The sequence below is a fragment of the Maridesulfovibrio salexigens DSM 2638 genome, assembly GCF_000023445.1.
Lineage (GTDB): Bacteria > Desulfobacterota > Desulfovibrionia > Desulfovibrionales > Desulfovibrionaceae > Maridesulfovibrio > Maridesulfovibrio salexigens.
The window spans coordinates 1,173,629-1,193,810 of the sequence record NC_012881.1; the positions used below are offsets into that span (position 1 = coordinate 1,173,629).

23 protein-coding genes are annotated in these 20,182 nt (G+C 47.0%); 15 read left to right on the forward strand and 8 right to left on the reverse strand.

Translation table 11 applies throughout. The features are described from left to right. The first annotated feature begins 7 nt into the window (after nucleotides 1-7). From DESAL_RS05290 to DESAL_RS05305, 4 genes are all read left to right on the forward strand, one after another. A complete protein-coding gene (locus DESAL_RS05290; protein ID WP_015850933.1) occupies nucleotides 8-346 on the forward strand; it encodes an STAS domain-containing protein in 339 nt (112 codons plus the stop codon). Between the two features lie 157 nt (nucleotides 347-503). Beyond that, a complete protein-coding gene (locus tag DESAL_RS05295; RefSeq protein ID WP_015850934.1) occupies nucleotides 504-1,847 on the forward strand; it encodes an APC family permease in 1,344 nt (447 codons plus the stop codon). A gap of 105 nt (nucleotides 1,848-1,952) precedes the next feature. Further along, nucleotides 1,953-2,369 carry a rhodanese-related (seleno)protein gene (locus DESAL_RS05300; protein ID WP_263577266.1) on the forward strand — a complete coding sequence of 139 codons (417 nt, stop codon included), beginning with the start codon at nucleotides 1,953-1,955 and terminating at the stop codon, nucleotides 2,367-2,369. A gap of 173 nt (nucleotides 2,370-2,542) precedes the next feature. Then, complete coding sequence (locus DESAL_RS05305) at nucleotides 2,543-3,286, forward strand: hypothetical protein (RefSeq protein ID WP_157046923.1); 744 nt, start codon at nucleotides 2,543-2,545, stop codon at nucleotides 3,284-3,286. Between the two features lie 127 nt (nucleotides 3,287-3,413). Here the strand turns inward: DESAL_RS05305 and DESAL_RS05310 are convergent, their stop codons facing one another. Beyond that, nucleotides 3,414-5,918, reverse strand: coding sequence for a mechanosensitive ion channel family protein (locus DESAL_RS05310; protein WP_015850937.1), 2,505 nt, complete (start codon nucleotides 5,916-5,918; stop codon nucleotides 3,414-3,416). A gap of 274 nt (nucleotides 5,919-6,192) precedes the next feature. Here DESAL_RS05310 and aroL point away from each other — a divergent pair, with 274 nt between their 5' ends. Further along, nucleotides 6,193-6,723 carry a shikimate kinase AroL gene (gene aroL, locus DESAL_RS05315; protein ID WP_015850938.1) on the forward strand — a complete coding sequence of 177 codons (531 nt, stop codon included), beginning with the start codon at nucleotides 6,193-6,195 and terminating at the stop codon, nucleotides 6,721-6,723. A gap of 1 nt (nucleotide 6,724) precedes the next feature. Continuing rightward, nucleotides 6,725-7,777: a chorismate synthase gene (gene aroC / locus DESAL_RS05320; RefSeq protein WP_015850939.1), complete on the forward strand. Its 1,053-nt coding sequence runs from the start codon at nucleotides 6,725-6,727 to the stop codon at nucleotides 7,775-7,777. 38 nt (nucleotides 7,778-7,815) lie between these two features. On the opposite strand, the gene DESAL_RS05325 is transcribed toward aroC, so the two are convergent. Both DESAL_RS05325 and DESAL_RS05330 read right to left on the reverse strand, forming a co-directional pair. Further along, on the reverse strand, nucleotides 7,816-8,580 hold the full coding sequence (locus DESAL_RS05325) for an SAM-dependent methyltransferase (protein ID WP_015850940.1): 765 nt from the start codon (nucleotides 8,578-8,580) through the stop codon (nucleotides 7,816-7,818). 211 nt (nucleotides 8,581-8,791) lie between these two features. Continuing rightward, nucleotides 8,792-9,715, reverse strand: a complete 924-nt coding sequence (locus DESAL_RS05330; protein ID WP_015850941.1) for a radical SAM/SPASM domain-containing protein — start codon at nucleotides 9,713-9,715, stop codon at nucleotides 8,792-8,794. Nucleotides 9,716-9,826: 111 nt separating this feature from the next. Between DESAL_RS05330 and DESAL_RS05335 the strand changes: the two genes are divergently transcribed. Together DESAL_RS05335 and DESAL_RS05340 are read left to right on the forward strand one after the other, a co-directional pair. Next, nucleotides 9,827-10,120 carry an MTH1187 family thiamine-binding protein gene (locus DESAL_RS05335; protein ID WP_015850942.1) on the forward strand — a complete coding sequence of 98 codons (294 nt, stop codon included), beginning with the start codon at nucleotides 9,827-9,829 and terminating at the stop codon, nucleotides 10,118-10,120. Between the two features lie 22 nt (nucleotides 10,121-10,142). Next, on the forward strand, nucleotides 10,143-10,634 hold the full coding sequence (locus DESAL_RS05340) for a hypothetical protein (RefSeq protein ID WP_015850943.1): 492 nt from the start codon (nucleotides 10,143-10,145) through the stop codon (nucleotides 10,632-10,634). 1 nt (nucleotide 10,635) lies between these two features. On the opposite strand, the gene DESAL_RS05345 is transcribed toward DESAL_RS05340, so the two are convergent. Both DESAL_RS05345 and DESAL_RS05350 read right to left on the reverse strand, forming a co-directional pair. Continuing rightward, nucleotides 10,636-11,382, reverse strand: coding sequence for a UPF0280 family protein (locus tag DESAL_RS05345; protein WP_015850944.1), 747 nt, complete (start codon nucleotides 11,380-11,382; stop codon nucleotides 10,636-10,638). 139 nt (nucleotides 11,383-11,521) lie between these two features. Continuing rightward, nucleotides 11,522-12,172, reverse strand: coding sequence for a lactate utilization protein (locus DESAL_RS05350; RefSeq protein ID WP_015850945.1), 651 nt, complete (start codon nucleotides 12,170-12,172; stop codon nucleotides 11,522-11,524). A gap of 375 nt (nucleotides 12,173-12,547) precedes the next feature. Between DESAL_RS05350 and rpmH the strand changes: the two genes are divergently transcribed. The 7 genes from rpmH to DESAL_RS05375 all read left to right on the forward strand — a co-directional run bounded on the left by rpmH (nucleotide 12,548) and on the right by DESAL_RS05375 (nucleotide 18,231). Continuing rightward, the gene (gene rpmH / locus DESAL_RS20005) at nucleotides 12,548-12,682 is read left to right on the forward strand and encodes a 50S ribosomal protein L34 (protein WP_015850946.1); all 135 of its coding nucleotides are present in this window, start codon (nucleotides 12,548-12,550) and stop codon (nucleotides 12,680-12,682) included. Further along, nucleotides 12,670-13,044 carry a ribonuclease P protein component gene (rnpA, locus tag DESAL_RS05355; RefSeq protein ID WP_015850947.1) on the forward strand — a complete coding sequence of 125 codons (375 nt, stop codon included), beginning with the start codon at nucleotides 12,670-12,672 and terminating at the stop codon, nucleotides 13,042-13,044. Before rpmH ends, rnpA begins: the two co-directional genes overlap by 13 nt. Nucleotides 13,045-13,058: 14 nt before the next feature. After that, a complete protein-coding gene (yidD, locus tag DESAL_RS20010) occupies nucleotides 13,059-13,307 on the forward strand; it encodes a membrane protein insertion efficiency factor YidD (protein ID WP_015850948.1) in 249 nt (82 codons plus the stop codon). Between the two features lie 30 nt (nucleotides 13,308-13,337). After that, nucleotides 13,338-14,957, forward strand: coding sequence for a membrane protein insertase YidC (gene yidC, locus DESAL_RS05360; RefSeq protein WP_015850949.1), 1,620 nt, complete (start codon nucleotides 13,338-13,340; stop codon nucleotides 14,955-14,957). Nucleotides 14,958-15,009: 52 nt separating this feature from the next. Further along, nucleotides 15,010-16,500 carry an RNA-binding cell elongation regulator Jag/EloR gene (gene jag / locus DESAL_RS05365; protein WP_015850950.1) on the forward strand — a complete coding sequence of 497 codons (1,491 nt, stop codon included), beginning with the start codon at nucleotides 15,010-15,012 and terminating at the stop codon, nucleotides 16,498-16,500. Between the two features lie 92 nt (nucleotides 16,501-16,592). Beyond that, nucleotides 16,593-17,972: a tRNA uridine-5-carboxymethylaminomethyl(34) synthesis GTPase MnmE gene (gene mnmE, locus DESAL_RS05370; protein WP_425357285.1), complete on the forward strand. Its 1,380-nt coding sequence runs from the start codon at nucleotides 16,593-16,595 to the stop codon at nucleotides 17,970-17,972. A gap of 1 nt (nucleotide 17,973) precedes the next feature. Continuing rightward, nucleotides 17,974-18,231, forward strand: a complete 258-nt coding sequence (locus tag DESAL_RS05375; RefSeq protein WP_015850952.1) for a hypothetical protein — start codon at nucleotides 17,974-17,976, stop codon at nucleotides 18,229-18,231. A 57-nt stretch (nucleotides 18,232-18,288) separates the two neighbouring features. Here the strand turns inward: DESAL_RS05375 and DESAL_RS05380 are convergent, their stop codons facing one another. The 3 genes from DESAL_RS05380 to DESAL_RS05390 form a co-directional block, all read right to left on the reverse strand. Beyond that, on the reverse strand, nucleotides 18,289-18,948 hold the full coding sequence (locus DESAL_RS05380) for a TIGR04282 family arsenosugar biosynthesis glycosyltransferase (protein ID WP_015850953.1): 660 nt from the start codon (nucleotides 18,946-18,948) through the stop codon (nucleotides 18,289-18,291). Between the two features lie 2 nt (nucleotides 18,949-18,950). Next, nucleotides 18,951-19,652, reverse strand: coding sequence for a TIGR04283 family arsenosugar biosynthesis glycosyltransferase (locus DESAL_RS05385; RefSeq protein ID WP_015850954.1), 702 nt, complete (start codon nucleotides 19,650-19,652; stop codon nucleotides 18,951-18,953). A 111-nt stretch (nucleotides 19,653-19,763) separates the two neighbouring features. Continuing rightward, nucleotides 19,764-20,114, reverse strand: a complete 351-nt coding sequence (locus tag DESAL_RS05390; protein WP_015850955.1) for a TraR/DksA family transcriptional regulator — start codon at nucleotides 20,112-20,114, stop codon at nucleotides 19,764-19,766. Nucleotides 20,115-20,182 lie beyond the last annotated feature (68 nt).

Sequence of the window (20,182 nt, forward strand, 5' to 3'; positions counted from 1 at the left end):
GGAAAAGATGGGTCTTGAAGTAGGTGAGATTAAAAACGACGGTATTATTACCTTTAAGCTTAAAGGGCGTCTTGATTCGAATACATCCAATGATTTTGAAGAAAGGCTTCTGAGCCAGATTCAGGATGGTGAAAGCAAGATCATTCTGGATTTTGAAAATCTTGAGTATATTTCCAGTGCCGGTTTGCGTGTTCTGCTCAAAGCAGCCAGAGAACTCAAAGGCGGGGATGGTAAACTTATGCTCTGTTCCCTTAAGGATTACATCAGGGAAGTCTTTGACCTTTCGGGGTTTGTATCCTTCTTGCCTATATACGACACTATGGATGAATGTATGGGTGCTTTCTAGACATTTCCAAATAATCAGGCCATATTCAGGGCCTTCCTTATGTTATTATTGCTTCCTGTCCGTTTTTTTAGCGGACAGGAAGTTTGTTTTTTGAAACTATAGTTGTTTATTGTTATAATAGCCGTTGCGCTTTCTTACATACACCGGAGGGTATAAAATGAGCGGTATATTCACATCTCTTGCAGTAATGATGTCACCGAGAGGGCTTGAAGCCGCCGGACATGGTGCCGGATTGGGGGGAGCTGCTTTTCTGGGAATTCTTGTTCTGGCCGCACTTTCAGCAATCTGCACCGCGCGCAGCATGGACAAGCTCTCTTCCGGGGAACTCCGGGCCACCCCTGTAGACCGTGTTGCTTTCGGGTTTCTTGATGCAGCCCGTTTTTTTACCCTGACCGTGCTGGCTGTATCATGGCTGGGTATTGCCGGGTATGCGGTTAATGAAATTTTCATCACTTCTTTCCCTAATCTGGGCGCCTCATTCACTATCCTTGCCCTTGCTGTATGGGCTTGCTTCCTTTCAAAGAAATATGCCGGGGATCTTTTCGGTGGCACTTTGACCTTGGCTTTTCTGTTCTTTGTGTATGTGTCGGTAATGGTTAACCAGCCTGTTACCGGAGGAATGGGATATCCTACCGAGTTGCCGGGAATGTTTGCTCCATTAATGCCTGCTGGATTGGCTGCTGCCGGGCCTATAGGCTGGATGCAATTGATTTTTCTGGGCGTGTTCGCTTTTATCGGATTTGATCTGCCGTTGGTTTATGAAAATAAAGGCTCTCGTGCGTTTCCGGCGATTCTGCTAGTACTTGTTGCTTTGGGGCTTTTCGTTTGGGCTGCTTTACTGGTTGCTTCTCCTGATGACTTGTTGAATTCAACAGTTCCTCATCTTGCTGTTGCTGCTCAGGTTCTCGAAGGCAAAGGAACTCTGCTCATGGGCGGAACAATCGTATTTGCGACTTTTGCAGGCCTTTGTGCTCTGTTTCGCCTTTTCGGTTACAAGGTACGCGGGGTTCTTGCCGAAGATTATTCCAGCTACGCTGTCGGTGGCGCTGCGGTTTTTCTGGGCGCAATTATCGCTATCATGCTGGCTAAAGGCTGGGCAGGGAAAGATGAACTGGAGTCTCTTATTTCCGCAGGACTTTGCTTCTGGTTCGGTTCCTATGCGTTGATTGACCTTCTGGGCATTATTGCCATGCGTCGAGCCAGACGCTTCTATTTGCCCAGATTTTTGACCTTAGGTTTGCATGCTGTTGCCGCCGCAGTCTGTTGCCTGCATATCGAATTTCTAAACTATTTCCTTTATACAATCGGTTGTCTTGCCGTTGCTGGTATCGCTCTTGGTTTTACCATGAAGGAGTATTGCGACTATCCTCCTCTGGAAGAAGTTGAATCCGAAGAGGATAGCGAAGACTCTTCTGGTTCTGAAGAAGGTGAGGAAGTTCAGAGTGAACCGGTTGAAGATGATCCTGAAGATGAAGAACTGAACATCGTCAGTTATAAATAGAGGGGGATTGCCTGTTTTTACTTGTCCTGCGGTTTTGATTTGGTATTATTAAAATGAGTCCCAAAGTTGATCATTTATTAATATACAAAATACGTGGAGGTAATAATGGGCAACCGTTTAATATTGCTTCTCTGTGCTTCGGTGCTTGCTGTTTTGGCGAGTTTTGCGGTTTTCCCGCTCGTGGCAGGTGCTGAGGATGTTCCCCGTGTTTCGGGTGACTATCTGGAGCGTAAGCTTGGCTCGGAAGGGCTGGTAATTGTAGACTCGCGTAGTGGTTCTGACTGGCGGGGCAGCTCATCCAAGATTAAGGGCGCTATCCGCGGCAAGCCGGGAAAGGAACAGGAATGGGCCTCAGAACTGCCCAAGGATGCTGAGATAATAATCTACTGTGCTTGACCCAATGAATACACAAGCTCCCGTGTGGGGCGGAAGTTGAAGAAGATGGACTTTACCAATGTAAGCACGCTTCTGGGTGGTTGGCATCAATGGTATCGATCCGGTTTCCCGGTGGAATCAAAGTAAAACTGGAGAGGGGGATTGCTAAGGCAATCCCCCTCTTTTTTATTTCACATAAAAAATCCCTTGGCATCCTTCAATGTCGGGGATTTTTCCATTTTCAACATCTTGCAATGCAATATGCGGAGGTATATGTCTCATTCGTATTGTTAACGGTATTTATAAATTTGGAGCAGAAAGTGTTGGTTATCAAAGATTATAAATTCGGTTATTTAAAGTTGTTCGTTAAAAAAATACCTTTAAGTCTAGCTCTTATTGCATGCTTTTGTTTGCTGCTTGCTGTGTTTAAAATAACTGCTTTTGATAAAATGCCTGAGCCATTTGATGGAATGCATGAGATAGGGATTTTATTTTTTGGATTAGCGAATTCTGTTGTCGCAAGTTTTATGTTTTATTTATTTACCATACACGCCGACAATGTATTGAAGGCGTTCAAGATATACCCAATTGCACGCAGATGGTCTTCTGGGGTAGTAGGAAATTGCCAAAGAATGTTTACAGATTTTTCAAATAAGTCTGGTATTAATATAAATATAGATAATTTTGATTCAGATGGTTTGCTTAGAGACGTTTTAAAAAACATTGATCCAAATTCAGAAGCTCCGTTAGTAGATTATAAACTTCAACGTTTGAATTGGATTAATTATCTTGATGATATACGAATTCGAACTCAACATCTGATAGACAAGCTACTTGATACGAATTGCTCTTCTTCATTAGACAATGATTTGATAGCGTTGTTGTTATTGCTGAAGGATTGTGGATATTTTGTTGACATTCAACATGCAAAATTGACAGGGGTGTCTAATAAGGACCTTAGTTGGATCCACAATTTGCTACATGAATATTGTCAAATATGTGCGGAAATAAAAAAACGTAATGTAGAGATTTTTGCCGACTGCGAATTCCCCACTGGGCAATAGTTATATTTAATCAACCACGCAGAGTGCTATATTGCGCATGTCCCAACCTATTCTTGCAAAGAAAAAGTGCTGACCGTATCCAGTGGCAAGGCCAAATCTACTCGCGCATGGGTGTGTGAACCTTCCGTTATTCCGGTTTATCCATTTCAATCTTATTCAAAAAGCGGTGTTTACGCAGGGCAGCTGACCTGAAACATTTGCTGACGAGTTTGCGTTTTTCTTTGAGAGCTTCACGCTGGGCTGCAATCTGAGCAGCTTCGTCACCTTTCGGTTTGTACTTAGTTTTAATACCGCGGAAAGCGACTTTAATTTTCTTGCTTTGGAATTTTTGATCCAGTTCATCTACAATATCGGATTCCGTAGGGAATTTATCTTCAAAATGACTTACCCAGAAAAGGATTTCAAAGTCCAAACCAAAGTTCCCAAAGCGCTTGAATAAAATATTCGGAGCCGGGTCCTTGAGCACATTAGGATGCTTTTTAACTATCTTAAGCATGACCTTTTTGGCTTTCTTGACCTTGGAACCAGGGACAAGAGTGACCGGGATTGTAACCCTTATGCGGGTGTCCTGATAGTTGAGGTTGACGATTTCACCCTTCAGAAAGCTGGAGTTGGGAATGATAACCATACTGTTATCCAGCGCCTTAAGGGTGGTGTTACGGATGGAAACATCAATCACAGTTCCGATGATCTTCTTATGTTGCAGGGTGTCGCCTTTCTTGATCGAGCCGCCGAAAAGAATAATCAGTCCGCTGACAAAGTTGCTGACAATATCCTTCATACCGAAACCGATACCGATGGAGAGGCCGCTTGCTATCCATGTCAGAGCAGACATGGGTATGCCCAGCAGGAAGAAGGAAGTCAGCAGGAAGACCACCCAGACAATGTATGATCCGATTGTGGACAGGGTGTGGGCCAGTGCCGACTCAATGCGCTGTCCATTGATTGAAGTGTTGTTGACAAAAGACTTGAGCCAGAAAAGGGCCAGCCGTGCAGCAAAGAAAAGAATCAGAATGTAGAAAAGGTTTTTGATTGAAATATCCGCTCCGGCAATATTCATGTCCATGTGCCGGAATACAAAACGGGCAAAGGGAATACCGCCCATGTAGGATGTGGCCCAGCCGATGAACATAAAAATTATGACTGAAACAGACAGCGGATAAAAAAGCTGGACCATCTGGTTATGGTGCAGCGCCTCACGCAGTCCCTTTTCGAATTTCTTTTGTTCTTCTTCACCGAGTTCCTGATCTTCCGGAGGCTGGTATTCCGGCTGAGGAAGGTCAGTAATGAGGATTGTTTTCAGGGCTGTGCAGATCTTTATAGTCACCAGAAAGAGAAACCATATCTGGGTCAGCATCATTGCCTGTGTTCCGAAGCCCAGCAGGGTGAAAAGTGCCGAGCCGGAAAGGATGACCTTGTTGGCCTTGGATGTGGAACGGGTAATCTGGAGAGTGTAGCGGTTGCGGTTGAAATGCAAAGCTGCAAGACCGGCGAGACTGAGCACAAACCAAACTACGGACAGACATTCCGCAGGCAGGGTCAGCATATGCATGATATCCCCTGCGGTCATCAGGCTCCAAAGGATGAACATAGGGGTGTAGATCAGCGGTGCAGGCTGAACTTTTTCCCGGGCCCAGAGAAAATTACGGGTGCAGATGATGGCCCCTAGTGTTATGGCCTCCGTCCATACTAATCCGGTTATCTGGTTGGCAGTGAAAAGAGTGAAAATACGGGCAAACAGAATTGCCGTACCCAGCGAGATGAGAAACAGCCCGGTGTTGTATAATGAAAGTTTGTGGTTGCTGAACATGGGCCGGCAAAGCATTCTCTTTACCGATGTGCGAAGAATGAGCCAAAGCACAATGGTAATGCCGCTCATGATTATCAGGAAGTTACTCCAGTCAACCCAGACGATGAGCGGATGGTAGAATTTGGTGAAGCTGTCACGCCATTCTTCAAAAGAATAGCCGATATCATTCCATGCCTGTGGGAAGAGTAGGATTAAATTAGGTTCGAAATAGAAATTAGTTAAAGTCTGAGCATAAAAGTTATGAGTGACTTCGTGGTCCTCGCTCATGGACTCAATCAACTTGTCTGATTTGAGCAGGGCCGCATCAATGGTCTTTTTCAGTGTAGCAGCATCATCGCGGACGCGGAGATATTTACCTCTGGTTGAGGCGAGTTTCTGTTTTAGTCGCGGATCGGTGATTTTAGTTTTAAAGTGAATTTCATTTATGACATCAAAGCCCTGTTTAATCTTCTTGAGTCTGTTTTTTTCAATGAGCAGGTCTGATTTTGCCAGCTGAACAAAGTTTTGCACATCATCGAGCTGCATTATTACCGTGCGGTACGACCACGGGGTCTGCTTGGCCATTCCGCGAAGCATTTTTAACTGATCCAGCCGGACCTGAGCAGTGTGCAGTCGTGCATCATATTTCTCAATCATTGCCGGAATATGCTGATTGAGTTTCTTTACAGCCAAGTCCTGTCGGTTGATATCAGCATCAAGAGTTTCGACCATGCTAAGTAAAGTCTGCGTGGCTGTCTCGGCTTGTGAATGTGGGGCAGTGGAGAAAGTGAAGAGTAAAATAGAAAGAATCAGGATCAATCCTTTTTGCGTCTTTAAGGGCATGTTTTTCTCCGAGGCTTGACAAGCCTGCTATTTTTCCGGTTAATTATCCGCATCCGCTGACTGCTTTTCAGTTCGTTTCCTCACAGTCCTGCCTGTGATCATCTTTTCTAGAAAATTTTCCGGTACAAACCGGATCGTGTCCGGTAGATAATTCTATCCACAAACATGCATTTTGCAGTCGGCAATTCTTATTCTTCAATGTACACTGCTGGTTGTACTAAATGTATCTGATAAATAAAACATTTTTTACAGCCCATTATCAACCGGGAGAATTATGGTATCCAATATTTATCTGATCGGTCCCCGTGCCTGCGGTAAAACTACTGTAGGAAAACAACTTGCCGATAAGCTTCGTCTTGAATTCTTCGATAGTGATGAAGTGCTTGTGCGAAAAGCAGGCTGCGAGATTGCGCAGTACGTAGAACAGCATGGCTGGGATGGCTTCCGTGATTTGGAAGCGGAAGTGCTTCGCGAATTATCCGTTCAGCAGAATGCTGTCATTTCCTGCGGCGGTGGAATTGTTGTCCGTGAGGAAAACAGAACTTTGTTAGGTGATAATTTTACAGTTTATATTAAAGCGGACGTAGAAACTCTCGCTAACCGTCTGCTGTCCGATCCAAATCATGATCAGCGTCCGTCGCTTACCGGAAAGTCCATTGTCGATGAAATCCGCGAAGTACTGGATGCGCGAGAGGACCTTTATTCCGGTTGTGCAAATCTTGTAGCGGACGGTTCCGGTTCGATCGAAGATGTTTGCAGTGAGATTTTAGATAGCTACCAATCCTTCAGCAAAGGGGAGAAATAATATGAGCGGCAATACATTCGGCCAGATTTTTAAGGTAACCACCTACGGCGAATCCCACGGCCCCGGACTTGGAGGAGTTATTGACGGCTGTCCGGCAGGGATTGAACTTAGCGAAGAGATTATTCAGCTTGAATTGGATCGTCGCAAGCCCGGACAGGGCATTGCTTCCACCGCCCGCAAAGAGGCGGACCGGGTCAAGATTCTTTCCGGTGTTTTTGAAGGCCGTACAACCGGGACTTCAATTGGTTTTCACATCGAGAACACTGATCAGCGCTCCCACGATTATTCCAAAATAATGAATGTATACAGGCCCGGACATGCAGACCGGACCTTTGACGCCAAGTACGGTTTTCGCGATTATCGCGGTGGAGGGCGTTCTTCCGGACGTGAGACTGTTTCCCGTGTAGCTGGCGGGGCAGTGGCACAGGAATTTTTGCGTCAGCAATCCATAAGCTGCCAAGCCTACACCGTGCGAATCGGTGGAATTGACGGAGAGGTCAAAGCTCCCGAAAAAGCGCACGAACTGCCTTTCTTCTCTGCTGATCCTGATGTTATTCCCAGTTGGGAAGAGCGGATCAAAGAAGTCCGTTCACAGGGTGATACCCTTGGCGGAGTTGTGGAAGTTTGCATCAAAGGTGTGCCTGCCGGACTCGGTGAGCCTGTTTTTGATAAGCTTGATGCCCGCCTTGCTTATGCGCTCATGTCTGTGGGGGCGGTCAAAGGCGTTGAAATCGGTGCCGGTTGTAAGGCAGCGGATGCTCTTGGAAGCGAGAATAATGATTTTATGGATGGCGATGGCTTTTGCAGCAACAATGCTGGAGGTGTCCTCGGCGGTATTTCCAGTGGGCAGGATGTTGTTGTCCGTGCATATGTGAAGCCGATTCCATCCATCAGCAAACCGCAGCAGACCGTTGACCGTGACGGCAATGCAACCGAGATTAAGATCGGGGGCAGGCATGATATCTGCGCTATCCCTCGCATTGTGCCGGTACTTAAATCTATGGCCATGCTCACGGTGGCGGATTTTATTTTGCTGCAACGAAGAATGGGTTAAAAAGTAAAGGGGCAGACTCTGAGAGTCTGCCCCTTTTTTTATTTCTTGGCGATTATATAGCCGAAGCTGGTCCAGCGTCCATTATCTACAGCAAGGGTTTTCGGATCATCGTCCGGGTCCTTTTTGCAGAAAGGGTCATGCTTAGCGAATTCCATCCACCAGTCCCACGCATCGGGAGCATAGCCGCTCTCGACGATTTCAAATCCGGCTAGTTTAAGGTCGGCAACAGTGCTGTCAACAGTCCTGAAGCATTCCTTCCACGGAAATTCCGGTTGTGAAACGTACGGTTCCAAGTCTTCGGGCAAAGGTACATCAAGGTGCATCGGCTCGCCCAAGGCGAAGATTCCGCCCGGTTTGAGTACCCTGCGAATTTCCTTAAGGCACTCGATATAACCTTCTTCTCCACTGATACCGCGAACCATCTCAAGCGCAGTTGTCGAGGTGGCGAAGTCGAATGATTCAGAGGCAAGGTGTGTTTCAGGTACACCTATCTTCTGAGTCAAAACAAGATTTTCCACACCCCATTGCTGTGCGTTGGCTTGGGCATGTTCCACCATCGGTCTGCCGTCCATGCGGTCATCCCAAGGATCAATACCAAATACGGATACTCCGTATTCCTTGGCAAGGAAACAGGCTTGAACCCCACGGTTACAACCTACATCCAGCAGTCGCGTATCGGGCCGGATGCCCATTTTCTGGGCCATGAAGTCACTGAGTTTCAGTCCTCCGGGACCGCTGCACTGTGCGTAGATGGTGTCCAGATCAGTATATTTTGATGATTTTGAGTAATTAATCTGCGTCATTGGATGACTCCTGTTGTTTTGGATTGTTGGAGCAGGCACTTTCATGCCTTAACCAGAGTAAAACCGGAGTCCTCCGCCTGCCGCGGAAACAACCCGTCAGCAGACGGATTACATTACTATTCTCTTTTTCATAAAATCCCCGTTAAAAGTTTGTGTGTTCAAGCCATAAAAGATGCCATGGCCTGTTGTCTCATACAAAATATTTTAAAATCTAGCCAGTGCAGGTCTTACAGATCTTAAGGTTAGTGAAATCACCTTCCTGATACTGGCGGATCAGGGAAATGAAATGATCCGAGTTCCAGATTTCTTCAAGGGTGTTTTTGTAGAGGTTGCCGAGTACAACGGTTCTGCGCCAGTCGTGGCAGCAGATAATCACATCCCCGTTAAAAAGCACGTAGGCCTGTTTGAGGAATAGGTCACAGTCTCGCTTGAGCTGGGGTTTGCGGGCGCTCAGTTTACTGATATCGTCTCCGGCACGGTTATCCAGCTGGTGAATCTTGAAGGTTACATCACGTTTAGCCCAATGCTTTTTCGCGTATTCCAGCTCATCGTGAACGATGGTAGTATCGAGGGTGGTGATGGAAACCTTGGGACGCTTGGCACCTTTCTTCTCTTTAATGTCGAGGAACTTATCAATATTATCAAGGATGTTGAATTTCTTGATGCCCATTGATTCAGTGTAAGTCTCAGCTGTGTAGCCCTGAACGGAAACCCAGAGGTGACGCAGACCGGATTCGATGAGTCTTTCGCTCATGTCTTCGGTGAGCAGGGCACCGTTAGTATTGATCTTGGTGCGGGTGAAAGGCTTTTTGTTTTTTTCAATGTAGGCGATACGCTCAGGCATTTTTTTATCCATGAGCGGCTCATTCATTAAATAAGGGCTGATGCGACCAATGAAATGTTTGCTGGTCTCATCGATGATTTTTTTGAAAAGATCATCTTCCATATGGCCCTGAGGCTGTGTATTATGAGTGTGTTTCCAGCCGCAGAACAAACACATGGCATTACAATAGCTTGTGGTTTGAATCTGAATGGCGCGCGGAAAAGAGGGACGGGGACGTTTTTTGTCCTTGATCCAGGTCATTAATTGTTTGAATTTGCCATCGTTTTCCGCAGGCATATAATATTCACCCATGTGAGTTTACTCCTTGTAAAACTTATAGCGGGTAATTTAAGTGTCGGTATTCGGGAGGCCGAACTTATAATGAGTTGACAACCAGTGTCAACGTGTATGGAGAATTTGAAAATGAGTGTTCTTGTTGAATTAACAATTTTTCCCACAGACAAAGGTGAAAGTGTTAGCCCTTATGTTGCAAGGGTTGTGAAGATTATTCGCGAATGCGGTCTGCCATGCCAGCTCGGTCCTATGGGAACCTGCATTGAAGGTGAATGGGAAGAGGTTATGAGTGTGGTTACAAAATGTTATAAGGCTCTTGAAACAGATTGCGAGCGAATTTATATGCTGATGAAAGCTGATTGCCGTAAAGGTGCTGTCGATCGGCTGCACGGTAAAGTAAAATCCGTGGAATCAAAACTATAACGGGGTCGGTTAGGAGAATTCGATGAAATTGCTGAAGCCTGCTAACTGTGCTGTTCTATTAATTCTATTGTTTGCCATATCCGGATGTGTCCATCTCGGAGTTTCGCATTTGGAGCGGCAGTCGTGGAAGCTTGAAACCCCACGGACCATACAGATGGAGTTCATGACTTTTGATTATGAAATTGTGCCGCGTAAAGACAGCTTCGGTCTTCGTGGTAAAGCTTACGTTAAGAAAAATAACGTGCCTATGTGGGCCGGATGGATTGGTGAGCTTTGGATTCAGGGCTACTTAAGCGACATGGATGGTGAAGTTCTGGCTCAAGGATTACAGGTCTTCTCACCTGAAGCTCTGGAAGAGGGTAAGGGGATCCCTTTTGATTTTGAACTCAAGCCGGAGATGCTTGATTCAGGTCCACTTTACATTTCATTCGGCTATCGCATGGCCCTTTCCAAAAGCCGTGAAGACAACAACGGTCCTCCGTTTATGGCCATTGAGCGTGCTGTAAGTCAGTAATTTAAAGTGCGATCAATTCCAGATCGCCCCAGGCTCCGATTTTTGAATCGTATTGTACGAAAACACCTTCAAGCCCGTGTTCCGAGAGAGCGCGGGCTTTTTCTATGACCAGCGGCACATCGGCAGGGGATCTGAGCAGGTTGGCGAGAGCAGTTGCTGCGGCATCGGCAAACCGTGCATCCTTTGCGCGAACAGTAACCAAATCGCCGCTGCCAAGACTTAGTGAATGGCCTATTGTTCCGGAAGATGAACAGATGGAAAGCGGAAAGTCCTCGGCTTCGATTGCGAGGCCGATTTTTGCCCCAGAGTCCGGTTCTGAGAGCAGGGCAACTTTACGCGATGAAGTGGAATGCATGTAAATATCGCCGCCGTTCTCTACAATAACATTAGAAGAAAAGGGTCGCAGTTTATCGGCAACATATTGGGCTACCGCCCCGGCAACAGCTGCCATAGGACCAACTCCGCAGGCAAGAGCACCATCAGCCATAGCTTTGATCACAGGATGGACTTCCTCAGGAACAGCAACAGGTACAAGGCTGGTTGCGAAATCAGGATTGAGCACGAAATGGGCCTGCATAATGCCACGAATTTCATGGACAGCATCTAGTGCTTCTTCTTTTAAGACCTTCTCAGCAACAATAAATAAATCGGTTTGCTCGACAACAACCTGAAAAGAGGTCTCGCTGCCGGATAGGGCTACGTTGTTGCGATAGCTGCGGGTATGGTCAGTGTGTATTTTTTTACTCAAGGTATGAATCCAATTTCGAGAGGATAATTATTCGCGCTAACGGCGAAGACTTGTTAAAAGGTTCTGAAGGTGATGGGGGTTGGGTAAGGGGAAATTCTTGCAAGAGTTTCCCCTTACCCAACCGCCGGAGGCAATAAAATTAGAAGCCTAAATCTTCGTTGATGAATACTACGTGGATGCGTCCCTGGGGTGAGGACTTTTCAGTAATTCCCCAGACATTACAGATGCGGTCTTTGGAGTTACAGTCCTGACATTTACCAGTAACAGCGCAGGGAGTCTTGCGCTTAAGACGCATGGCATTTACCGGGGCAGCGTATTCTTTGATACGACTTACAGCTGCATCAAGGTCAGGGCAGAGTTTGTTGCGGCCCACGAGAACTACAACATTGCGGGGTCCGAAAGCCATTGCTGCAACGCGGTTGCCTGTGCCGTCAAGATTGACCAGTTCGCCTTCTTCGGTGAATGCGTTGGCACTTGTGATGAATAAGTCAGTTAAAAGAGCCTGTCGACGGCGTTCGATTTTCTCTGCCATGGGAGGATTGACATCATAGGTGTCAATTACCTTAACTTTCTGAAGTTTTTTGACCTTATCATAGAGGCCGGAATCAACAACAGTCATGGAGCCGCCGAAGCTGATGGACTTGGGTTTCATCTTGGGGATGATTTTGTCCAGAACCAGAGAGGCCGCAGCTTTCTGGCTCTTTACAACGTATGTTTCGTAACCGTTGTCTTCGAATACTTCTTTTATTTCACCGAGTTTGATATCCCAGAAAGTTTGAACGGGTTTCATTTGCATCTCCTTGAAATCATTTCAGCCGCACATGAGTGAGACCGTTAAAAAGTTGCCGCTTGAAAAATATATGAAAAAAGCGGTGAAAAAAAAATGCGCACGTGATAAAAGTTATTAACCTAGTTGAGAGAACTTTACGTCAGCATTATGTATGAATACACTTTGACAGTATGGCCGCATCGGGTTATGCGGACTTGTTTTCGTTTTGCAGCAGCATAGATTATTCAGAGTGAGATTAAAAGCACTTAGCTGCACGGTCACATTGAAAACATTTCTTGACGATATCTGAAGTAGGGGATATATGTTCCCGTTCCTCGTAGCCGGAATTTGTTCTCCGGCTCTACTAACGTTATTAATTTTTGGAGAAATAGAACAATGAAAAGAACTTACCAGCCTAGCAAATGTAGAAGAAAAAGAACCCACGGTTTTCTCGTTCGTTCCCGCACCAAAAACGGTCGTGCTGTTATCGCAAGACGTCGTGCAAAGGGTCGTAAAAGATTAGCCGTTTAAGTTGGAAAAAGGAGCACAAACTCCTTAGGAAGCCTGAATTTGATCTCTGCTATGAGCAGGGAAAAAAGCTCTTCACAAAGAGTTTCATTCTCTTTGTGCTGTGTCATGGTAGCGGCCCCAGCGGGGTCCGTTTGGGCCTTACCGTGAGCAGAAAGAAGGGACCTGCTGTTGTCAGGAACCGGATAAAAAGGGTTTTGAGAAGCTATTTCAGGATTAATCAGGAAATTTTTCAGGTGCGTGCGGACATAATTATTGTGCCTAAGCGTGCTCTGGACGGCAAAACCATAACCTATGCTCTTGCCGAAAAAGAACTTCTCCCCATGGTCGGAAAGATAAATAAACTTTCCTGTGGCGGAGAGTGATGAGAAATCAGGGAATGCGGACTCTGTTTCTTTACCCGATACGCTTTTATCAGAAGTTTATATCCCCGTTATTTCCGGGGTGTTGCCGCTTTCATCCAACCTGCTCGCAATACGCCATAGAGGCTATATCCCTTCATGGAGTGCTAAAAGGGGGGATGTATACTTTGTGGCGTCTGTTGCGTTGTAATCCGCTATGTAAGGGCGGATACGATCCCGTTCCCGCCCATGAAAAAGTTCCACCGCGCAGTCCCGGTTTGATCTGAGGGACAAATTTTTAGTGAGAAAAAAAAGACATGGATAATAAACGCGTTATTTTGGCTGTAGCCCTTTCGTTTGCAGTTCTTCTCGGCTGGCAGTTCCTTTTCCCTCCCCAGCCGCAGCAGCCCGCGCCTGCACAGCAGGAGCAAACCGCTCAACCAAATCAGGCCGTTGATTCCAGTGTCGCCGGTCCTGTATCAAACCAACTGCCCGATCCCGCTTCCACAAGCGCTATTGTTTCCGCTAAGGGAACTAGACTTACCGTTGAAACTCCCCTCTATTCCGCAGTGATCAATTCACAGGGCGGCCTTCTCGAAAGTTTCAAGCTTAAAAAATTCAAGGCAACTATTGATGCTGACTCTCCCGATGTGGACATGGTCGGTACCAATGCTCTTGATAAAGCTCCCATGGGACTGATTCTCAACGGTATTGCAACCTGGGCTAACGGCGTCTGGGGTTACGAAGGTGCAAACCTCAACCTTGAAGGCGACAAGCTCGGTACACTTATTTTTCGCGGCGATGTGGAAGGTTTCAGAATTGAGCGCAGGCTTACTTTTCACGCAGACAACTACCTCATAGACGAGGACGTAAGGGTAATTAACAAGTCCAATCCCAGCGGCATGGGACGTATTGCATTTACCACTGCAACAAAGAGCCTCACCGCTGCTGATGACCGTTACAACCCCACCAGAATCGCATGGTTCAACGCTGAAGGTCTGGTCGAAGAAAGCGACCGCGACACTCTTAGCGAAACCGGTGTGACTGAATCCGGCAAAGTTGAATGGGCCGCAATTGACTCCAACTACTTCATCCTCGCCCTTGTTCCCGGTGCTGATTCCGTTACTATGAAGGGTAAGCTTCAGGATGATATTTTCCGTATTGCAGCAGAACAGAATGTTTCCTTTGATAAGGACATTGAGCGCAAGCTGGCCTGTTCCTACTACTTTGGTCCCATGGATGCCCAGCTGATGGCGAAAGTCCCCGGTGAACTTTCCAAGGCTATCGACTTCGGTTGGTTTGATATTATTGCCAAGCCGCTTGTTGTGGCTCTTGAGTGGTTCCACCAGTATACCAACAACTACGGTATTGCGATTATCCTGCTGACCATCGTTATCAAGATTCTTTTCTGGCCCCTGTCCCACAAGAGCTACAAGTCCATGGAGCAGATGAAGCGTCTGCAGCCCATGATGGCCAAGCTTCGTGAGAAGCATGGCGATGACAGGGAAGCCCTTAACAAAGAGATGATGCAGCTTTATAAGACATACAATGTCAACCCCGCAGGTGGTTGCCTGCCCATGCTGCTGCAGATTCCGGTTTTCTTTGGATTGTACAAGGCGTTGATGGGAACAGTTGCCCTCAGGCATGCTGATTTTGTCCATTTCCTGCCTTTTACTGATATTGTCTGGTTGGCCGACCTTTCGGCAAAAGACCCGCTTTACATCACTCCTATCGTGATGGGTGCGACTATGTTCCTGCAGCAGAAAATGACTCCTTCCGCAGGCGACCCGACCCAGCAGAAAATCATGATGTTTCTGCCCCTCGTATTCACATTCATGTTCCTCAACTTCCCCTCCGGGCTGGTTGTGTACTGGATGGTGAACAACGTACTCTCAATTGCACAGCAGTGGATGATGATGCGCAACGTTAAAAATTAGCGCGTAACAAGCTGATCGGATTTAATGGAGTGAAGAACAATCAGGAGATAGAATGAGCGAATTCATGGAATTCCAGGGGAAAAATTTGGACGAGGCGATTAATAATGCCTGTGATCATTTTAGTCTGAATCGCGATAAACTTGAGATTGAGATCATCAGTGGAGGTTCCACCGGGGTTTTCGGCCTGGTTGGAAAGAAAAACGCTAAAGTGAAAGCACGTCCTAGGGGTGGAGATAACCGTTCTGTGCTGAACGATGATTCCAGAAGAGGAAGAGGTCGTCAGCAGAGAAGAGAGCAGCCTGAAAAGAGACAGTCCAGACCTAAATCTGATCGTCGCAGAGAGGAACAGGCTCCGGTTGAAAAAGAAGAGAACTCTCCTGCTCCGCGCATTGAACCAGAAGTTCCCGCAGTTAAGCCTGAGGCTGAAGTTGCTGTGAGGGAAGAAGGTGAAGTTGCAGTTAAGCCTGAAAGCGAAGTCGCAGTCAGGGATGAGGCTCCTGCTCCGGCAGTTGCTGATAGACCTGAAGAAGGGCGTGAAGAAGAGATTGAAGAGCGTGAAGAACGTCGCGAACCGCGCAGCATTATGGAAGGTGATCCTGAAGAGATTGCCGCCGCTGTACGTGAAGCTCTTGAAACGATGATTGAACCCATCATTCAGGATAAGCCCAAGCTCGAAATCGAAGTGGGCGAAGACCGTGTTAACGTTCTGGTTGATGATGAAGAAAATTCCGGCCTGATTATCGGCCGCGAGGGACAGACCCTGTCTTCCCTGCAATACCTCTGTAACCGTATGGTCTCCAAGAAATTGCAGACGTCCGTGCGCGTACAGATTGACACCGGTGACTACCGCGAGCGTCAGGACGAAAAGCTTCGCCAGTTGGCTTGGCATCTTGCTGATAAGGCTATGCACACCGGACGCGTTCAGTCCACTAAACCGTTGAGTTCTTACCACCGCAGAGTCGTGCATATGGCTTTGCAGGAAGACAAGCACGTCAATACCCGCAGTAAGGGCGAAGGCCCCATGAAGCGTGTACTGATACTGCCCCGCCGCAGTCGTAGCGGAGGCGGAGGAGGCGGCAGACGCAACGATAGCTATAATCGTAGCAATGACCGTTACGATTCCCGCAGCAATGACCGCAGCAGGGGACGTCGCGATCGCAACGATCGTAACGACCGTAATGACCGCAACGAGCGTAATGACAATTACCGTGGTCGCCGTAACGAACGCAATGATCGTAACGAGCGTAATGATAATTATCGCGGACGTAATGACCGTAACGATAATTACAACCGTGGTCGTCGTAACGAGCGTAACGACAATTACAACAAGCGCAATGACAATTATAATCAGGAACGAGATGAGAACTTCGGCAACCGCGAAGAATTCAACCGTCCTGCTCCTTTTGATAACGGTTACGGCAACCGCTATCAGGATGACAACTTCGGTAACCGTCAGTCGCGCTACAATAACAACCGCCGTAATGACCGCAATAAAGACGGAAACAGCGCTAACTACAACAGCGAGCGCTACAACCGTTACTAATTGTTCACGAGCGGTGAATAATGACTTTGAAAACCCCGTGGACTTATGTCTGCGGGGTTTATCCTTTCTTTCAGGGAGATTTTGAAATGTCCATCACTTCCACCGGGACCATTGCTGCCATTGCTACACCTCCGGGTGACGGCGGGGTCGGGATCATACGCATCAGCGGTGAACAGGCGTTATCTATTGCCAAAGATATTTTCCATCCGGCAAAGGATTCCTTTTCCGGTTTTAAGCCTTACACCATGCATTACGGAACTATTGTCGATGCGGATTCCGTTGAGATAGACGATGTATTGACCGTGTTCATGCCCGGGCCCAATTCCTATACGGGTGAAGATACCGTTGAGATTAACTGTCACGGTGGCAGAGCTATTCTCAGTGCAGTTCTCGGCGAAGTTCTTGCCAAAGGTGCTAGGCTGGCCAATGCGGGGGAATTTACCCTGCGAGCCTTTTTGAATGGTCGTATGGATTTGACGCAGGCTGAAGCTGTTGCGGAAATGATTCATGCACCATCACGCGGAGCTGCCCAGCTTGCTAAAGTGAAACTCTCCGGTGTGCTTGGCGAGCGTATCAGCGGTTTGCGTCTTCGTTTAGAAGAGCTGCGTGCACAGCTTTGTGTAGCTGTTGATTTTCCTGAAGACGAATTGGAATGCCTTCCCCTGGAACAGATGCAGTCTGAAGTTGGGGATGCAGTTAAAAATATTTCTGAAATTCTCTCCGGTGTAGAGCGCACAAAAGCGTGGCGCGAAGGAGGGCTTGCCGTCCTTTCCGGAAAAGTAAATGCCGGTAAATCCAGTTTGCTTAACGCACTGCTTGGGCGTAACCGGGCCATCGTTACCGATATTCCCGGCACTACCCGTGATTTTATCGAGGAAACTTTAAACCTTGACGGTTTACAGGTCCGGGTGGTTGATACCGCCGGATTGCGCGAGACCAGCGATGCTGTTGAGCTTGCCGGTGTAGACATGGGGCGCGATCTGGCGTCTCAGGCCGATCTTGTATTGTTGATTATTGACGGTTCCAAGCCGTTCGCCCTTGCTGATCTTGATCCGCAATTTGCTGATATGGCTGACAAATGTCTCGCGGTAATCAATAAGTCCGACCTTGAACAGGCTGATCCTTCTCCTGCCGTAATTATGCGCGAATCAGGGTATGAGGTTGTTGAAATTTCAGCCAAAAAGGGTCAGGGTATTGAGCGGCTGGCTGCGCTGATCCGTGAGCATATCCTCCAAGGTGCAGGTGAGCCTGATCCCGATGAATTGGTGCCCAACTCTCGTCAGGCTGCTTCACTGAAAAAAGCCCACGTAGAGCTTGAAGAGCTTATGGGTGATATTGCTATGCAGGTACCTTATGATCTGCTTGGGGTGCGTCTTGAGTCTGCTTGCAGTTCTCTTTCCGAAATTACCGGGGAGATTACGCCGCAGGAAGTGTTGAACTCAATTTTCGAAAATTTTTGCGTTGGAAAATAAAATGGATGACAGCAAGTTTGTAGATTTGAAGGCAGTTAGTTGCGGGCTGGTACCTATTATTGTGAACCACCTCGATACCACTTCCAATCCTGTGGTCGAATTTCAAATCAGGCTTGGTATTCGTGAAGAAATACTTAGCGGATTCGGAACCGGTGGAAAATGGGATATCGAAGTAGTCGACGATCTCGGCTGTGACCGTCTGCGTTTTACCCGCCGTAAAGAATCTAATGAAGACCGTTTGAATATTGTAGAATATTAATGCCTTCGGCGGCGCTTTTAACGAGATTAGGAAAACTTTTGATAGTTTTGCGTTGACCTAGCGCGAAAAGATAGTTTTCGAAGCGGCTAAGCTCTTAGGGCAAAGCTGATGCGATTTGGGATTGCTGAGAATTTTTTTCAAATCTTTTACTGTATCTATGTCATGATGCTCATTAAGAATGGCAGGATTGATGCCGATTTTTTCAAATCGGTAAATTGTCTCGTTAAAGACGCTTTCGGTGCTCCATTCCATATCTTCGAAGACAGCGTCAGTTAGAAATTCTTTCTGGAAACCTATCAGATAATAGCCCCCGTCACTTGCAGGTCCAATGCAGGCGGGGGCTTTTTTCAGGGCTTGTCCTGCTTGTTGTAAAATTTCAGGGTCGAGGTCAGGCAGATCACTGCCTGTCAGGATGCAGGAGTCGAAGCCTAAATTGAATCCGTCCATCAATGCATTATGCATGCGTTTCCCGAGATCATTGCCCTGCTGCGGGATGAAAGTCCTGTTACCCAGCCACTCTTTATATCTTCCTTCAGGCTGAAAAGAATCAAAAGCTATGATCGGCATGAGCCCGGACTCGCCCAGATTATGTAGCATGTCTTCCACAAAAGCAGTGTAAAGCAGGGCTGCTGTATCGTAGCCGATGTCTTTGCCTAGTCTTGTTTTGACTTTGCCTGCTTCAGGAAATTTCACAAATACTATGACGGCACATTTCATGGTCAGGATTCCTTTCTACAATACATAGCTGCGAGAGTCTCAGTACGTACACCGAGACGGTGTAGCAGGCGCAAAAAAGTATTGCGCAAGGCACAGCGTATAGGGCCAGTGGATAAATAGCGGCGGGCAGAAGTGGTAATTGATTCTTTGAGAATGACAATTTCAAGCCTTTTTCTCTTGATAGTCTGGAAAAGTTCCACATCTTCCATGAGCGGAATTTCGGGGAAACCGCCCAGTTCATCGAATGTGGACTTAGAAATAAAAACAGCCTGATCTCCGTAGGGAACCCGCTCAATTCTGCAACGCAGATCGGCGAGGAAGGCAATAAATTTCATAGTGCGAGAAGGAGTGTCGAAGCCAAGTTTAAAGGCTCCGGCTGCGGCGCAAGGCGCACGAAGTGCTTTTCGGACGAGACTACCCGCTGCATGCGGTAGAACCGTGTCCGCATGCAGAAATATCAGGATTTCACCTTTGGCCTTTTGCGCACCGTAGTTCATCTGGACAGCACGTCCCGGAGGTGAAGCCAAGAGCATTACTTTGTCATCGTTAATAGCAGACAGAGTAGACCCGTCAGCGGAACCGTCGACGATTATTATCTCAGAATTATCCCCGCAACTTTTGTTCACATTCGCAATGCAGGAGTGAATAGTATCCGCTTCATTATATACCGGAATGATGACTGATATTTTCAAGCTTGATGGCATAGTGCTTTACTATACTTTTTACCAAGCCTGATAAAGAAGCAAATTTGACTATTGCTAGTGGCGAAGCAAATCAAAAGTTTATTCGGCTCCTCGGAGAGCCGCAGGAGGAAATTACCCCACGCGGCCGAGATGGTCTTCTTCCATACGGGACTGGCAGGACACGCAAAAGCGGGTGGTCGGATTTGCTTTGATGCGGGCGAGGGCAATTTCTTCGCCGCAATCTTCGCAGATACCGAAATCCCAGTTGTCCACACGACTCAAAGTCTCTTCCATATCAATGATCAGTTTGGTCTCGCGCACATGCAGAGCAAGATTTATCTTTTGTTCGCTGATACGGGAAGCGTATTCATTGTCGTCAGCGCAACTTTCAACAGCAGTGTCTCGCGCTGTGGTTCGTTCAATTAGTTCAGCAAGCTTTAATTCAAGATGTTGTCTGATGCTGATTCTCTGAGAAGAATTCATAATTAACCTCCGACTTGGATTGTGGAATTGATTATTAATCCTTTGACTATGGGGCTTATACGCCTGCC

Excerpts from the sequence above, each read along its gene's own strand:
- DESAL_RS05290 (WP_015850933.1), top strand. The coding sequence starts at position 8 with ATGGGTCTTGAAGTAGGTGAGATTAAAAACGACGGTATTATTACCTTT.
- DESAL_RS05295 (WP_015850934.1), top strand. The coding sequence starts at position 504 with ATGAGCGGTATATTCACATCTCTTGCAGTAATGATGTCACCGAGAGGG.
- DESAL_RS05310 (WP_015850937.1), bottom strand. The coding sequence starts at position 5,918 with ATGCCCTTAAAGACGCAAAAAGGATTGATCCTGATTCTTTCTATTTTA.
- aroL (WP_015850938.1), top strand. The coding sequence starts at position 6,193 with ATGGTATCCAATATTTATCTGATCGGTCCCCGTGCCTGCGGTAAAACT.
- aroC (WP_015850939.1), top strand. The coding sequence starts at position 6,725 with ATGAGCGGCAATACATTCGGCCAGATTTTTAAGGTAACCACCTACGGC.
- DESAL_RS05325 (WP_015850940.1), bottom strand. The coding sequence starts at position 8,580 with ATGACGCAGATTAATTACTCAAAATCATCAAAATATACTGATCTGGAC.
- DESAL_RS05330 (WP_015850941.1), bottom strand. The coding sequence starts at position 9,715 with ATGGGTGAATATTATATGCCTGCGGAAAACGATGGCAAATTCAAACAA.
- DESAL_RS05335 (WP_015850942.1), top strand. The coding sequence starts at position 9,827 with ATGAGTGTTCTTGTTGAATTAACAATTTTTCCCACAGACAAAGGTGAA.
- DESAL_RS05340 (WP_015850943.1), top strand. The coding sequence starts at position 10,143 with ATGAAATTGCTGAAGCCTGCTAACTGTGCTGTTCTATTAATTCTATTG.
- DESAL_RS05350 (WP_015850945.1), bottom strand. The coding sequence starts at position 12,172 with ATGAAACCCGTTCAAACTTTCTGGGATATCAAACTCGGTGAAATAAAA.
- rpmH (WP_015850946.1), top strand. The coding sequence starts at position 12,548 with ATGAAAAGAACTTACCAGCCTAGCAAATGTAGAAGAAAAAGAACCCAC.
- yidD (WP_015850948.1), top strand. The coding sequence starts at position 13,059 with ATGCGGACTCTGTTTCTTTACCCGATACGCTTTTATCAGAAGTTTATA.
- yidC (WP_015850949.1), top strand. The coding sequence starts at position 13,338 with ATGGATAATAAACGCGTTATTTTGGCTGTAGCCCTTTCGTTTGCAGTT.
- jag (WP_015850950.1), top strand. The coding sequence starts at position 15,010 with ATGAGCGAATTCATGGAATTCCAGGGGAAAAATTTGGACGAGGCGATT.
- DESAL_RS05375 (WP_015850952.1), top strand. The coding sequence starts at position 17,974 with ATGGATGACAGCAAGTTTGTAGATTTGAAGGCAGTTAGTTGCGGGCTG.
- DESAL_RS05380 (WP_015850953.1), bottom strand. The coding sequence starts at position 18,948 with ATGAAATGTGCCGTCATAGTATTTGTGAAATTTCCTGAAGCAGGCAAA.
- DESAL_RS05385 (WP_015850954.1), bottom strand. The coding sequence starts at position 19,652 with ATGCCATCAAGCTTGAAAATATCAGTCATCATTCCGGTATATAATGAA.
- DESAL_RS05390 (WP_015850955.1), bottom strand. The coding sequence starts at position 20,114 with ATGAATTCTTCTCAGAGAATCAGCATCAGACAACATCTTGAATTAAAG.